Annotated in this window: 16 protein-coding genes; 8 read left to right on the top strand and 8 right to left on the bottom strand. The window is 57.6% G+C overall.

Annotated elements, in window-relative coordinates; translation table 11 throughout:
• Positions 1-3: 3 nt before the first annotated feature.
• The 4 genes from ACIPR4_RS18430 to ACIPR4_RS18415 all read right to left on the bottom strand — a co-directional run bounded on the left by ACIPR4_RS18430 (position 4) and on the right by ACIPR4_RS18415 (position 4,526).
• Positions 4-1,137 carry an acyltransferase family protein gene (locus tag ACIPR4_RS18430; RefSeq protein WP_013570181.1) on the bottom strand — a complete coding sequence of 378 codons (1,134 nt, stop codon included), beginning with the start codon at positions 1,135-1,137 and terminating at the stop codon, positions 4-6.
• Between the two features lie 178 nt (positions 1,138-1,315).
• Positions 1,316-2,203, bottom strand: coding sequence for a sugar phosphate isomerase/epimerase family protein (locus ACIPR4_RS18425; RefSeq protein ID WP_013570180.1), 888 nt, complete (start codon positions 2,201-2,203; stop codon positions 1,316-1,318).
• 22 nt (positions 2,204-2,225) lie between these two features.
• Complete coding sequence (locus ACIPR4_RS18420) at positions 2,226-3,794, bottom strand: GMC oxidoreductase (RefSeq protein WP_013570179.1); 1,569 nt, start codon at positions 3,792-3,794, stop codon at positions 2,226-2,228.
• A 21-nt stretch (positions 3,795-3,815) separates the two neighbouring features.
• Positions 3,816-4,526, bottom strand: a complete 711-nt coding sequence (locus ACIPR4_RS18415; protein ID WP_187290212.1) for a gluconate 2-dehydrogenase subunit 3 family protein — start codon at positions 4,524-4,526, stop codon at positions 3,816-3,818.
• 289 nt (positions 4,527-4,815) lie between these two features.
• Between ACIPR4_RS18415 and rpsU the strand changes: the two genes are divergently transcribed.
• The 4 genes from rpsU (at position 4,816) to ACIPR4_RS18395 (ending at position 8,150) form a co-directional block, all read left to right on the top strand.
• Positions 4,816-5,013, top strand: coding sequence for a 30S ribosomal protein S21 (rpsU, locus tag ACIPR4_RS18410; RefSeq protein WP_013570177.1), 198 nt, complete (start codon positions 4,816-4,818; stop codon positions 5,011-5,013).
• Between the two features lie 221 nt (positions 5,014-5,234).
• Positions 5,235-5,687 carry a zinc-ribbon domain containing protein gene (locus ACIPR4_RS18405; RefSeq protein WP_013570176.1) on the top strand — a complete coding sequence of 151 codons (453 nt, stop codon included), beginning with the start codon at positions 5,235-5,237 and terminating at the stop codon, positions 5,685-5,687.
• 54 nt (positions 5,688-5,741) lie between these two features.
• Entirely contained in the window at positions 5,742-6,641 is a 900-nt protein-coding gene (locus ACIPR4_RS18400) for an MBL fold metallo-hydrolase (RefSeq protein ID WP_013570175.1), read from the top strand.
• 102 nt (positions 6,642-6,743) lie between these two features.
• Positions 6,744-8,150: an ApeA N-terminal domain 1-containing protein gene (locus ACIPR4_RS18395; RefSeq protein WP_013570174.1), complete on the top strand. Its 1,407-nt coding sequence runs from the start codon at positions 6,744-6,746 to the stop codon at positions 8,148-8,150.
• Between the two features lie 85 nt (positions 8,151-8,235).
• On the opposite strand, the gene ACIPR4_RS18390 is transcribed toward ACIPR4_RS18395, so the two are convergent.
• The 3 genes from ACIPR4_RS18390 to tyrS all read right to left on the bottom strand — a co-directional run bounded on the left by ACIPR4_RS18390 (position 8,236) and on the right by tyrS (position 10,736).
• On the bottom strand, positions 8,236-8,448 hold the full coding sequence (locus ACIPR4_RS18390) for a hypothetical protein (RefSeq protein WP_041586193.1): 213 nt from the start codon (positions 8,446-8,448) through the stop codon (positions 8,236-8,238).
• Positions 8,449-8,512: 64 nt separating this feature from the next.
• On the bottom strand, positions 8,513-9,343 hold the full coding sequence (locus ACIPR4_RS18385; protein ID WP_187290211.1) for an energy transducer TonB: 831 nt from the start codon (positions 9,341-9,343) through the stop codon (positions 8,513-8,515).
• Between the two features lie 139 nt (positions 9,344-9,482).
• On the bottom strand, positions 9,483-10,736 hold the full coding sequence (tyrS, locus tag ACIPR4_RS18380) for a tyrosine--tRNA ligase (protein ID WP_013570172.1): 1,254 nt from the start codon (positions 10,734-10,736) through the stop codon (positions 9,483-9,485).
• Between the two features lie 40 nt (positions 10,737-10,776).
• Between tyrS and ACIPR4_RS23225 the strand changes: the two genes are divergently transcribed.
• The gene (locus tag ACIPR4_RS23225; RefSeq protein WP_041586192.1) at positions 10,777-11,016 is read left to right on the top strand and encodes a DUF3253 domain-containing protein; all 240 of its coding nucleotides are present in this window, start codon (positions 10,777-10,779) and stop codon (positions 11,014-11,016) included.
• 292 nt (positions 11,017-11,308) lie between these two features.
• Positions 11,309-11,737 carry an MmcQ/YjbR family DNA-binding protein gene (locus ACIPR4_RS18365; RefSeq protein WP_013570170.1) on the top strand — a complete coding sequence of 143 codons (429 nt, stop codon included), beginning with the start codon at positions 11,309-11,311 and terminating at the stop codon, positions 11,735-11,737.
• On the opposite strand, the gene ACIPR4_RS18360 is transcribed toward ACIPR4_RS18365, so the two are convergent.
• Entirely contained in the window at positions 11,727-11,990 is a 264-nt protein-coding gene (locus ACIPR4_RS18360) for a DoxX family protein (protein WP_245536383.1), read from the bottom strand. The two genes, ACIPR4_RS18365 and ACIPR4_RS18360, sit on opposite strands and share 11 nt — an antisense overlap.
• 195 nt (positions 11,991-12,185) lie before the next feature.
• Between ACIPR4_RS18360 and ACIPR4_RS18355 the strand changes: the two genes are divergently transcribed.
• Both ACIPR4_RS18355 and ACIPR4_RS18350 read left to right on the top strand, forming a co-directional pair.
• The gene (locus ACIPR4_RS18355; protein WP_013570168.1) at positions 12,186-12,995 is read left to right on the top strand and encodes an SDR family NAD(P)-dependent oxidoreductase; all 810 of its coding nucleotides are present in this window, start codon (positions 12,186-12,188) and stop codon (positions 12,993-12,995) included.
• Positions 12,996-13,011: 16 nt separating this feature from the next.
• Positions 13,012-13,794 carry a DUF2059 domain-containing protein gene (locus ACIPR4_RS18350; RefSeq protein WP_013570167.1) on the top strand — a complete coding sequence of 261 codons (783 nt, stop codon included), beginning with the start codon at positions 13,012-13,014 and terminating at the stop codon, positions 13,792-13,794.
• The last annotated feature ends 15 nt before the right edge of the window (positions 13,795-13,809 follow it).

The following is a 13,809-nucleotide window of genomic DNA, read 5'->3' as shown; positions in this document are numbered from 1 at the left end:
TAACTAAACGGCAGCACCTTGAGAGGTTGCCGCCGTTCCTAGTTTGTGTCGGAATTTTTGAGCGGGATTTTCAATCAGGTGCCATGAGACTTCGGTGAGGACCAGAGAGACCGCAACCACTGCGATCATAAGAAGCAAGTTCACCCCGATGCCCGAGGGCAGATGGGACAGGTGTCCGTGCATACGGCTGTTGTGTACAGCCACGTTGATTGGCTCATGGATCAGATAGAGCGCATAACTCCGTCGTCCCAGGTGCGTGATCACAGAGCCTTTCAGGAAGAGATCCACTGCTCGCGGAAGCAATCCTTCCACTGAGGCGTAGATGGTCATGGCGACCAGAATCACTGTGGGCGGAATGGCGAGTACCTGGCTCCATGGATCAAAGGCGAAGAGGTTGAATTTCAGACCGAGGAACGATAGAACCAGCATCGCGATCGAAGCAAGCGCGATCCTCTTCCACCACCGCGCCAGAAAAGCATGCACGCCCGGCAACTGGATACCCACGGCCAACGCGGCCCCGATGGCCAGGCCATCCATCCGTGTCGGTGTGATCTTGTAGAGGATGTATGGATTCAGATGCGTCATCGCCAGGGCGGTACGAAGCAAGGCGCTCCCAAGGGCCAGGCCAAGTGCCAGCTTGAATAAAGCGGTATAGCTCATGCGCTTGGCTGCCTGAGGCCAGAGAAAGTAAAACTGCTCTTCCACGGCGAGCGACCAAAGATGCGTGAGCATCGGCATTTCGCTGAAGTTTACGATGGTCCAGTTCGCCAGGAAGAAGATCGCGGCGAGCACATAGCTGGTGGAGATCTGCATGCTGGGCACCAAATAATGTGCCATGAGCAGGGTGACAACGAAGACAACTGTGAAGGCGGGAAGAATGCGGAAGGCGCGACGAAGATAGAAGTTACGCCAGAAGTTAGGTTTGGGTCGGTCTTTCAGAATGATGCCCGTGATCAGAAATCCCGACAGCACAAAAAAGATATCGACGCCCAACCAGCCGACATGCAGCAGGCGATAGAGAACAAGGACCACCACATTCCTGCCGAGCCCAATATTTAGGATCGAGGCCATGTGATGGAGGATCACAGCGCCCACTGCGGCTCCGCGGATCCCATCAAGTTGCGAGATTCGTTTCAAACAGCCCTCCTGGCGCTTCGCCGGAGTAAAACAGTTGCTATCTTGATGATGACCGCAGGCCAGGAACTTCGGCATCTCGCGGCGTTGATTCCCTCATCATAACCCGCATAGGACGCAGTGAAGGCGCGGACAGGGTTCTCCTGTCCGCGCCTTTTGTTTGATTGACGAGATCGTTAATTTAGCGTTCGAGATTGTGGATGTAGTCGGCGTCGATCTTGAGCGACTCCAACGGAGGCACGTCGAAGCCTTCCTGCTCCACGAAGATATGCTTCACGTGTCCTGCCTTTGCGGCTTCACTGAAGATCGGTCCGTAGTCGATGAAGCCTCGTCCAAGCTCCGTATTTTTGAAGTCGCGCGGGTTGGTGGAGGGCGTCGCAGGCTTAATGAAGTCCTTCACATGCAGCAGGATGATGCGCGTCGGATGCTTGCGCAGGATCTCCACAGGGTCGGCTCCGGCGACTTTCGCCCAGCCACAGTCCAGTTCGAAGTTCACATATTTCGGATTGGTATGCTGCAGCATCTCGTAGAAGGGAACGCCGCCTTCAATCTTATCGAACTCGTGCACGTGGTTGTGATATCCGAACTTGATCCCGGCAGCACTGAACTTCTCGCCAAACTTGTTGAACTCGTCCGCGGCCCAGTGCCAGTCGTCGATCGTCATCTCCGGGGTCTTCTCGCCCGGAGGTGTCGGGTTTTTCGGGCCGGTGGAGGAGCAGATGACGTACTCAGTGCCCAACTCCTTGTGGAAGGCCAGAATGGAGTCGAAGTTCTTATGAAGGTCGGCGTTGTTATGGTGGCTGCTGACGAGACGAAGGCCAGCATCCGACATCGCCTGCTTTACCTCCGCGGGGCTGTGGTTATAGAAGCCAGCGGCTTCCACGTCCTTGTAGCCAAGGCCTCCAATCTGCTTCAGCGTGCCCGCGTAATCCTTCGGCAGCATTTCGCGTACGGAGTAAAGCTGCAGACCTATGGGTAGCTTGAGCGAAGCAGCAGTTGCGACCCGGGACATCCCTGCGACACACAACGCGGCGGTGGACGCTTTGACGAACTCTCTTCTTGTAGCCATCGAACAACTCTCCTTAAAAACGTTAGACAGCGCGAAGCCGCATCTGCTCGGCGAGATACTCTGACGAACGCATCGCCAGCGCAAGGATGGTCATGGTGGGGTTCTGCCAGCCCGCGCTCACAAATGCTGCGCCGTCCACCACAAAGAGGTTCTTGATGTCGTGACTCTGGTTCCACTTATTCAGAACACTGGTCTTGGGATCGTTCCCCATGCGGCAGGTTCCCAGTTCGTGAATGCTGTACCCCGGAGGGTTCGGTTCGGAGTTTTTTGCTAGAACTTCAAACCCGGCTTCGTGCGCCAACTGCTCGGCGGTGTTGGCGGCGTCGCGGGCCATGTTGAACTCGTTGTCGCCATAGTGCGCCTGGATGTGAAGCGCCGGAATGCCCCAGGCATCCACAACATCGGTACTCGGCCGCACGTGGTTTTCGTACCGCGCCAGCACCTCGCACATTGCGCTCAGTGTAATACCGCTGCCGTGGTACTCCGCCAGCTTGTCTTCGAGCTCCTGCCCGTAGGCAGCAAAGCATCGCGCATCCATTGCGCCGGTGCTGCTGTAACAGTTGTAGGCGTAGCCGCGGACGAAGTTGCTCGCCTTCGTATCGAGGTTGCGGAAGCGTGGCATGATCGCTCCGCCCCCGCTGATCTTCGCACTGTGGCCGTTCCGGGCTTCAGGCACGGAACAGGTAACGCCGACGCCGTACGTCTGGTCGCAGAGATAGTGGCCCATCACGCCGCTGGAGTTGGCGATCTTCGAGTTCATCAGCAGACGCGTACTTTCGAGCGTTCCCGCAGCCAGGACCACAACGCGCGCCTTCACGGACATCTCTCGGCGCGAGATGCGGTCGACGAAGTATGCCCCGTTGACCAGACCGGTGTTCTTGTCGACCGAAAGCTCACGCACAATGACGTTCGGAATCACCTTGAGTTTGCCGGTGGCAAAGGCTGCGGGCAGCAGGAGATTGACGGAGCTTGCCAGGCCGTCGTGGCCCTCTGCGCGTCGCTGCTTCACGCACGGAAATTTATTCTTTTCCGCGACCGTGCGGAGGCGCGTCATCGCCGGCGTCCACGGCGTCTTGTCGGCGAAGAAGTCGCCATCCGGCATCTGCGGAATGCCGTCCTTGTTGCCCGATACGTGAAAGATCTGCTCAACCTTGGAGTAGTAGGGATCGAGGTCCGCATGGCTGATCGGCCAGTCGTCGCCAAAACCGTCGTGCGATTTGCCCTTCAACTCGTAGTCGCTCAGGCGAAACGACTGCCGCGACCAGAAGAGCGAACGTCCACCGAAGAGACGCACGCGCACCCAGTTGTAGGGATGGTCTGGGTCGTAGGTGTAGGGGACTTCCTTCTCGTCCACCCAGACATTGGCGTTGAACTCGTTCGATTGAAAGACGTGGGGAAGCCTGCTGGGTGGGCGGAAGCCGCGATAGGGAAGGGCATGCGCAGGTTTCTCTTCTGCGTTCTTCGTTACATCCGCAATGGGCCCGGCGTTCAGCATCAGGCAGCTGATGCCGCGTTCCGTGAGCATCTTCGCGGCCATGCCGCCCGAGTGACCGGAACCGATAATCAGAACATCGACTACTTCTTTCGACATGGATTTTCCTGTCTCCCGGGCTTAGCGCTTCGAAGTATGTTTGGCGGGCGTGACGACATGCTGAGCGGGACGAAAGTAGTCGCGCGAGATATCCGGCTGCACCGGAGACCAGTAGAGATCCATCCATGGCTTCTCTTCATTCTTCGCGGCGGTGTCGGCCCATGCCTGTGAGTTCGTGGTGGCGAAGCGGAGGTCATGGAGAGCCACGGTCAGGAACCGCTCATGTACCGGGTGCGGATAATGGTCGGTCATCCATGTGCGCAGCCACGGCTTGATCAGGCCGCTCGCTTCCGTCTCGTTGGTCTGCACAAAGGGTTTACCTAGCTTTTGTCTGGATTCTGAATCGATCCAGTCGAGACCGCCCTGGTAGAGCATCTTGGTGTCGGGCAGGGACTCGCCGACATAGAAATCCATAAACTCGGGCGCTCCCGCGGCCACCGCGCCGGGTTTTCCTTTAAGGGGTGGAACGAGGATATTGCTCAGATGACGAAGCGTGTCCATCTGCGTCTGCGTAAAGAACCGGACATTTTCAAGACCAATCTCTTCCGGTGAGATGGTCGAAGCCGGGTCTACCTTGGCACTGTCCAGACCGCGCATCCATGGCACGGGACCAGGAGCCGGTGGGCCTTCTTTCGTGGGTGTCGGTGCTGCCGCCTGCGCCTCCATCTGCGCCGCGACTGCGGGCACAACCGTGGCCGCCAGCATGGCCCTCATGAAATCTCTTCGCTGCATGGCCATTTTCACCCCCTGAAAATCTATCTTCTTCCGTCGGCTCACGATTCTAAGGCCTGACCCTCCCTTCCTGTCCAGAGAAGACCCCTGCAGATCTCTCTGGCTTGGCGTTTCTCGCTGAATCCGGGCACCTTGGCGACGCAGAAGTCCCAATTCCGGAATACCTGCGAATTTCGACGCCTATCGCCTGCGGTAATGGGGCATTTGTCCCATCTTTATGTGCTCGCTTATGAGCAAACAGAGTATTCTGGTAACTGGCTGATTGGCCCGAAGGCGAGGTGTATTTCCCTTGGCAGAAGTACGTGTCCAGGAAGGCGAACCGTTAGAGAACGCTCTCCGCCGCTTCAAACGCAAGGTGCAACAGGAAGACATCATTAAGGAAGTCAAGCGTCATTCCTTTTACCTGAAGCCCGGCGAGAAGAAGCGCGTGAAGGAAGCTCTCGCACGCAAACGGAATCGCAAGAAGATTCGCAAGGAACAGGATTAATCTCCTGATGTAACCGGTTGGGAGCTGCCGCAAGGTGGCTCCCAACTTCGTAAAGCATTACCGGCAATACTGAATCGCAGTACTGAATTTGCACCACCGGGCCCCCGCACTTAAAACTTCCCCTACGCGGCCCGCGCAGAAAATCACCCTCTGTCGGCAGCCGTCCGACATCCTCCAAAGGATGAGGCACTTTTCCCTTTTCCGCACGTTGGAGAAGCCGCATGAACTTCATCGACAGAATGCTTCGTTGCTCCGATTGTGGCGAAGATTTTATTTTCACCGCAGGCGAGCAGTTATTTTTCTCTGACCGCGAGTTCAAGAACGACCCTAAGCGCTGTAAAGCGTGCAAGGCCAAGCGGGCAGTTACCATGCAGACAGCGGGTGGGGTCAGAAAATCCATCCTCGGACGCGTTGAGACCCGCACCAGCTGCTCCGGTTGTGGCATCGACACAACCGTTCCCTTCAAACCGACACAGGGCCGCCCCGTGCTTTGCCGTGCCTGCTTTAACCTGCAGAAGGCAGCCTCTCCTTCGCCGCTGTCGGCTTCGTCGCCCTTGTCCGTTCCGTCGCCTTTATCTCAGATGGCAGCGGTCTCGGCCGTTGCTGCGATGCTCGAACAGGGAGATGCTTCCACCAGTCTGGATATACTCCGGACCGAAGCCAGCGACGCCTGAAATTCCTGCACGCGACTTGCGTCAGACCTCGCAGCGAACTAGGCTCACCTGACGATGCAAATTTCTGTCGCTGAAAACTCCACCGACCTTATCCGCGGCCATGCGCAAGTCGGGAAGGCAGAGATCGTCGTCTGCACGGACGGCACCTGCCTCTTCGACGGCGGTGCGATGTTTGGCGTAGTGCCCAAAACACTCTGGAGCCGAAAAGTCGCGAGCGACGAGCTCAATCGAATCACTATCGGTCTCAACTGCGTCGTGGTGAAGATCGCGGGAAAGACGCTGCTGATCGAAACCGGCTTCGGGAACAAGCTCTCGCCAAAACTCCGTGAGATCTGTGGCAATCAGGAGCTTCTGCCCGCATCCCTCGCCGCCGCAGGCATCGCCCCGGAGAGCATCGACTTCGTCATCAACACGCATCTCCACTGGGACCACTGTTCGTGGAACACCACGCTCCACGCCGACGGTCGCATTACGCCAACATTTCGCAATGCGAAATACGTGGCGCACCGGGGCGAGGTGGAGCACGGACGTCTGCAACTTGAGCGCGACCGCATCAGCTACGTAGCAGACAACTACGAACCGCTTCTCGCAAACGGGCAGATGCTCCTTGTCGACGCAGACTCTCTGGTAGCAGACCCGTACGTCTGCGAAGGCGTGTGGCTGGAGTGCTTCCCCGGTCACACGGCGCAGACGATGGCGGTCCATATCGAGAGCGAGGGCGAACACGCCTGCTTTATCTCCGACCTGATCCCCACCTCAGCGCACCTCGACCTCGGCTGGGCGATGGGCTTCGACCTCGACCCGCTCCGCACCATTGAGGAGCGCAAGCGCTTCTACGCCCGCGCTCTACCGGAGAACTGGCTGGTCCTCTTTCCCCACGACCACGATATTCCCATGGCTCAACTGAGACAGGACGAAAAGGGCCGCGTTGTCGTTCTTATTGAAGAGGAATGACGCTGCGAAACTGACAGTTGGGATTACGGAGCGACGAAGAGGGCGTCGGCGCGAGCCGACGCCCTCTAGCCCAATTAACGCAGAGCTTGGTAGCTTTCATTTATGGGCAAAGAGCACCTGCGGTTGGACTCACAATTCAGCTCTCTCGCCGCGTTCTGGAAGCCCCAGAGCCCTGACGAAGTGATGACCGGCACTCTCACGATCAACGATGACGGAATTCGCTTCGTCACCTCTCCACAATACTTTCGAGGGGCGAAGGTGCCTCCTCTAGACCTAACCCAGTGGAATTCTGATTCAAATTCAATCCCCCGCTCTGACATCTTGCATGGATTCTTTGAAGGCAAGAATTGCAGTCTGCTTAACGTCATTGAAGTCGAGCAAGCGGGGCTAACGTCGTACGAGGATGAACAGCAATCAGTGATATCTACGGCTCAACGCGCGTCCATATTCGTCAGCGGCATGCGCACCGGAGCAATGAACGATAGATGCCTGGATAGCGCCCGCTATACATTCTCTTCTCTCTCAAAGTTTGTGAATACCCCCTCAACAGAAAAGTGGGGGGAAGGACGCGTCACTATCGAAGTTCAATTAGAGCCAAAGCCACTATTGGATTTGGTGCTTGACACTGGCATCCATCTTGAACTCAAGGCCTATCAGACCCTCACAACAGATGAAGAAATAGAAGCAAGGGTAACCAAAACAGTGGCTATCGTGGAGGTTACGCCGCCTGAAGCTGAATCTCTAGCGTGGTTCATGAACATTGGCAACCGGTTGGAAAATCTCTTCTCTCTACTGGCGGGTACATCGCTGGGGATGGAGACCTTCTTCGTTTATCGAGAGGACAAGAGCGGGGCAGTAATCAAGAAGCAGCATGCGTTTGTAGAGAAATATAAGATACTCGATGCATTGCGTCACTCGAATTCGCAGCTCGCACTCGCAATCTCGACTTGGCTTAGTGAATCGAAGGGATTTCGTGAGATTGAAAACCTAGTGCTCGGGGTGTTGCGTAAAGGAAAACTCTTTGTAGAAACCGAATTTTTGTCACTGGCTCAAGCGCTTGAGGGTTTCCATCGAGCGACGGGAGGGGACGAGTCGAAAATGGACAAGAACTCGTTCAAGGCACTTCGTGGAAAGATAGAGAAGTTTCTTGAAGAGCTAGAGATTGACGATGAGACCGCGAAGAAAGTGAGCGCAGCGGTGGCTAATTGCAACCAGATATCGTTCAGATCAAGATTGAAGGAGCTTTGCGGCCGCATTAGCCAGTCCACACTTGGCGAAATGAAGATCGATCCTGACGCATTCGCAGCGTCAGTGATGGAAACCAGAAACTTTTTTACTCATGCCGGCGGTTCGTCGGGTGAAAAGAGCGAGCCGCTAAGAGGCGGAGAGCTGTTTCTGCTCAGTCAGAAAATGCGAGCGTTGCTACGGGGTGTGTTTCTGCTTCATCTTGGCTTCCCTGAGCCCCAATTCAAGGATCTGATCGTTAGGGAAGCAACGAAGTGGAGATGACGGAGTCGCTACTCGCCGGTAACCGGTCACGTGAAGTCGGTTTCTCAGGAAACCGCCCGGAAGAGCTTCGCATCATTCTCGGAATCTAAGTGACGGTCACAAGTTTGACCCGTTTACCGAGACGGACGGTCAGGGTGATCGGGGCGGTGGTGAGGATATAGCGAGGTTCGGTGATCACGGCCTCTTCGATGCGCACAACCTTTTCGGAACGCTTGCGCTGCGCTTCGCCCTTGGAGTTGGCCAGTCCTGCGGTCAGAAGAAGGCGGTCTACATTTTGTAGAGAGCGGTTCTGCTTCAAAGCCTAGTCGTTTTTGGGAATCGTTGGCCCTCTTCGTACGCTATCGACGAAGCGAATTCGCTCTTCAATGAAAGGAAACATTGACATTTAAATCCACCGGTACCGCGACCCCATTCAGCATGGCCGGTTGAAAGCGATAGGCGGAAGCCGTCTGTAGCGCCATCTCGTCTGCGCCAGCACCGACCGCTTGAACGACCTGCAAGCCTACTGGCATACCCTCTGCCGTTACCCGGAGATGAATGAGTGCGTCCCCTCGCACTCTAAATCCCCGCGCGCCGGGGTGACCTGGAAGCGGCGGTGAAGCGATCAAGACCGGCGCTTGAATCCCTTCTGCGTGATTCCGGGTGCCTTCAATCCCAACACCACTCTTTGGCGTAGTGACACATTGCTTCACCGCTTCTTCGGCATCCGGAGCAATCGTGTTTGTAAAGTAACTCGTCGCATAGCACTTCCAATACAGCGGGACTGATGCCTTCAGATCTTCCCAGCCATCCGCGAAGATCTTCCGCAGTGCAGCCTCAAAATCTCCCGATGTATCCGGCTCGATCACGATCTTCATCTCTTCCGGCGCGATAAATTTGTTCCGAAGCGCGAACTCAATATGAGTGGTAGAGGAGATAGGAAGGCGCTCGAGACCTGGCTCCCGGTCAGCACGCCGCACCAGCGCCACGCGATTCGCCTGAAGGACGAGCAGGCCATTTTTCACCTTCGCCGACTTCACATCTACCCCGCTCAGCGTGACCGGTCCTGGCTCCGATGGGGTTATGAGCTTACCGGATGGATCGAACCGGAGTTGATCACTATGCCAGAACCCACGCAAATAGAGCGGTCTGCCCACCAGGCGTGCGTTCCAGTCCGTCTTGGCCACTTGAGCGTTCGCGACCGTTTTCGACAAGGCTACTGCAAGTACCGATAGGATGAAGAAGCGTTTATAGAGCAATGCATTCTCACCTTTAGAACATCAACTTTACTCATGTGAGCTTACGTCAGCTCAACGTTTCAACCCGGACGAATTTTGCTATACCCTCGAAAATCTACGTAACGGTTACAAGCTTTACCCGCTTGCCGAGACGGACGGTCAGGGTGACCGGATCGGTGACGAGAGCATAGCGGGGTTCGAGGATCACTGCCTCGTCAATGCGCACGGCCTTCTCGGAACGCTTGCGGCGCGCTTCTCCCATGGAGTTCGCCAGCCCTGCGGTCACGAGCAGACGGTCCACATTAAGAGAGAGCGGCTCCGTTTCCACGCCGAGTTCGCTTTTGGGAACAGTGATCCGCTCCGTATCGTCGCTCACACCACCCTTTTGAAACTGCGTCGACCAGTTCTCTTCCGCGCGCTGAGCTGCCTCTGCGGTGTGGAAACCAGCCGTGATCGTGCGGGCGAGGTCCTTCTTCGCCTGCATCGGGTGCAGCGTGCCTGCGGCTACCTGCTCGCGCAGAGCGTCGATCTGGGATTGCGGCAGGTCCGTCAGGAAGGTGTAGTACTTCCACATCAGCTCATCGGAGACCTGCATCAGTTTGGTGAACATGTCGAAGGGAGCTTCGGTCACGCCGATCGCGTTGTTCAGCGACTTCGACATCTTCTGCACGCCATCCAGGCCTTCGATGATCGGCATGGTCAGCACAATCTGAGGCTGCTGGCCGAAGTGTCTCTGCAGATCGCGCCCACGCATCAGGTTGAACTTCTGGTCGGTCCCGCCCAGCTCCACGTCGGACTTCAGGGCGACCGAGTCGTATCCCTGCATGACGGGGTACATCAGTTCGTGGAGGGCGATGGGCTCTTCGGCGTTGAAGCGCTTGTGGAACTCTTCGCGCTCGATCATCTGCGACAAGGTGAACTGTGCCATCAGGCGGATCGTGTCTTCGTACCGCAGCTCGCCCAGCCATTCGGAGTTGTAACGGACCTCCGTCTTGTCGCGGTCCAGGATCTTGAAGACCTGCTCCTGGTAGGTCTCTGCATTCAAGGCGATCTGCTCGCGCGTCAGGGGCTTGCGTGTCTGCGACTTGCCCGTGGGATCACCGATCAGGGCGGTAAAGTCTCCGATCAGGAAGATGACCTGGTGCCCAAGCTGCTGGAAGTGCCGCAGCTTCCGCATCAGCACAGTGTGACCCAGATGAAGGTCCGGCGCGGTCGGATCGAAGCCGGCTTTGATCCGCATCGGCGTTCCGCTGGCAATCGAAGCCTCAATGCGGCGCGTCAGGTCGTCCACCGGAATAATCTCGGCGGCGCCCTTGGTGATCAGGTCGAGCTGCTCTTGCGGTGGGGGAAAGGTGTGCTGTGTTGTCATCGCTACATCCAAGTATAGGAGGTCACATCCGGTGAAGGCGATGTCGAAGACCATCCTGCGACTGCTCGAAGAGCGTGGTGCAGGCAAAACGATCTGTCCCAGTGAAGTCGCCCGGGCCGTTGCGGGGAGTGAGACTCGCTCTGCCTGGGAGCCGCTGATGGAAGAAGCCCGTGAAGCCGCCTTCTCCCTGGTGGACGCCGGACAGATCGTCGTGACCCAGAAGGGAAGAGTGATCGACGGTCGCACGGCCAAAGGTCCGATTCGATTGCGCTTGAAATAACGTAGTTTTTGTGTTCCACGTGGAACACTGCGGCGCGCATCGGGAACCCATTTTTCCTGGGCCTATCTCCTATCGAACACAATGGCGACTGCAACAAGATCCTCGAAGAAATCCACCGGTGAAGGCCCGGCCTGCTGGCCCGGATTCACACGCGTTCCCGGAACGAAGACTGGCGCCAAGGGAAGCTGCAAAAGAAGGCCCGCACGACTTCGTCCGAGCGCGGGGCCGATAGCAAAGCCGCAGCCGCCAGCAAACGAGAAAAGCACAAGGCCTGACGCTATACTCAGGGCGCATGAACGTTGAACTGGCCCGCGAATATTTGTTGTCCCTTCCCGACGTCGTCGAGACCCACCAGTGGGGCGACAACCTTGTCTTCTGGGTGGGAGACAAGGCAATTGGCGGAAAGATGTTTGCGGTCTTCGACCTCAGCGCCAACGCGAAGTCGGTCGCCTCATTTGCCGCTGGCCGTGAGCGCTGCTCCGAACTTTTGGAGCTCGACGGTCTGCTGCCCGCGCCTTATTTCGCACGCATCTTCTGGATAGGGACCTCCTACTGGTCGGCGCTGCGCGATACCGAGTGGCGGGAGCATCTCGCCGCCGCGCATGCACTCACGCGCGAAAAACTGCCGCCCAAGGTCCAACGCGTTCTCGCGCTGACGAAGACGGAGCAGAAGAAACTCATCCTCGCTGCACGGAAACTTAAAGCCGCGGCTAAATCGTAGTCGAAGGCGGCGGGTCCGCGTCGAAGATGCCGCGGAACGACCTGCGATAGGCCACGATCAGAAAGATCTCAAAGACTGCAGCGATAAGGCCCCCTGCCGCACCGCCGTGCATCAGCGTGAAGTGGAAGAGCAGGATGTTCACAATGATAGGCCCGAGCAGCGTCAGGCCCAGCGGGACATACTTTCCTACCAGCAGAAGCAGACTGCCGATGACCATCAGCACGGCGACGAAGGTCATGTACTTGCTCGACATCAGCAGATTCGCGAACGTCGTGGAATCGCTGGGCGGCAAAGGGGGGGGCCGGGAAGAAGTGAAGGAGGGTATTCAATCCGGAGACTAAAAAGAGTAGCCCCAGAAGAATTCGAGCGACGATCACAGCGATTTTCATAGTTGCTCCACTGGAGGGTGGTGTTGCGTGTGGATCAGAGTACGCGTTAGCGTCAACACGTGCAGACTATTTTTGAATCAACCGGCGTTCCGTTGTCGCTCGCGGGCCGCACAGCTCTTATTACGGGAGGCTCGCGCGGGATTGGCGCAGCCGCCGTACGTCTTTTCCGCCAGGCTGGCGCACGTGTGGCCTTTTCCTATCGCAACGCGGAGGCCCAGGCCCAATCGCTCGCAGAAGAGTGTGGAGGCGGCGACCAATGCGTCGCCCTGCGCCAGGAGCTTGCCTGCGCTGAAGACGGACGTCTCCTCGTGGCTGCTGCAGCGGCGGCGCTCGGCGGAATCGACTGTCTTGTGGTGAACCACGGTGTCTGGCCGCCGCAGGACGCATCCATCGCCGAGATGGCAGAGAGCCAGTGGCGCGGAACGCTCGGTGTCAATCTCGACAGCGTCTTCGGTCTCGTGCAGGCCACCGTCCGCGAGATGAAGTCTCGGCCAAAGCCGGAGGGTCGCCCGCCCGGGCATATTGTTCTGGTCAGTTCGACCGCAGGCCAGCGCGGCGAAGCCTTCCATGCCGACTACGCCGCCAGCAAGGGTGCACTCATCAGCATGACGAAGGGGCTGGCTACGGAGCTCATCCGCGACGGCATTTATGTGAACTGCGTTGCGCCCGGCTGGGTGGATACGGATATGTCCGCCGTAGCCCTAAGCGCGCCGGATGCGTCCAATACAGTGCTGTCCGCGATCCCGTTGGGTCGCGTCGGTACGCCAGTCGAGATCGCAGGCCCTATCCTGTTCCTCTGCACGCCCTGGGCAGGCTTCATCTCGGGCGAGATCTTCAACGTCAATGGCGGTGCCGTTCTTGCTGGATAACTTAGGAGTCTCACCGATGCCCCGTTGGAAAGCCGCCTGGATTCTTGCTGCAGTTCTTCTCTGTACTTTGCCCACCCACGCGCAGGATGCCAGCGAGCAGAAGGCGCGCGCGCTGCTGCAGCAGATGGTCGTCGCCCTCGGCGGTGACGCCTGGGCGGGACGCACCGAGTGGGAGTTTCAGGGACGGACGGCGGCTTTCTTCAAGGGCAATCCCACCGGGGACGCGCCATTCTTCCTCTTTCACAAAGTGGTTCCCGGAACGCCGGGGCTGGAGCGCGTCGAACTGACGAAGAAGCGCGACGTCGTCCAGATCTGGACGACCGATGAAGGTTGGGAACTGACCTACAAGGGCAAGCGCGCTCTGCCGAAGGACATCGTGGAGGAGCACTTCCGCGTCCGCGATCACACGATCGACGAGGTCGTTCGCGTCTGGTTGAAGGATCCGCAGACCATCCTGATCTCCGACGGGCCCAGCACCGTGCAACGCCGCCAGGCGGACAAGGTGACGGTCATCAACTCGAAGAATGACTCCGTGGATATCGAACTGGACGCGGACACGCACCTGCCCCTGCGCCGCACCTTCAAGTACAAGAATCTGGTCTACAAGGACTACGACGAAGACCAGGAGGAATACTCTGACTATCACGTCTACCAGGGCATCCAGACGCCTATCTCTATCACCCGCTATCGCAACGGAGATATGGTCGCACAGCGCTTCCTGACGAAGATCAGCTACAACTCCGCGACGCCGGAGATACTCTTCAACCCGGACCAGCCCTACAACGCCAAGAAAAAGTGACATTTCATCGCTTTA

This window comes from Terriglobus saanensis SP1PR4 (assembly GCF_000179915.2).
In the GTDB taxonomy this organism is placed as follows: Bacteria; Acidobacteriota; Terriglobia; order Terriglobales; family Acidobacteriaceae; genus Terriglobus; species Terriglobus saanensis.
The sequence above is the reverse complement of the archived record's forward strand: the minus strand, read 5'-3'. Positions and strand labels throughout refer to the sequence as shown.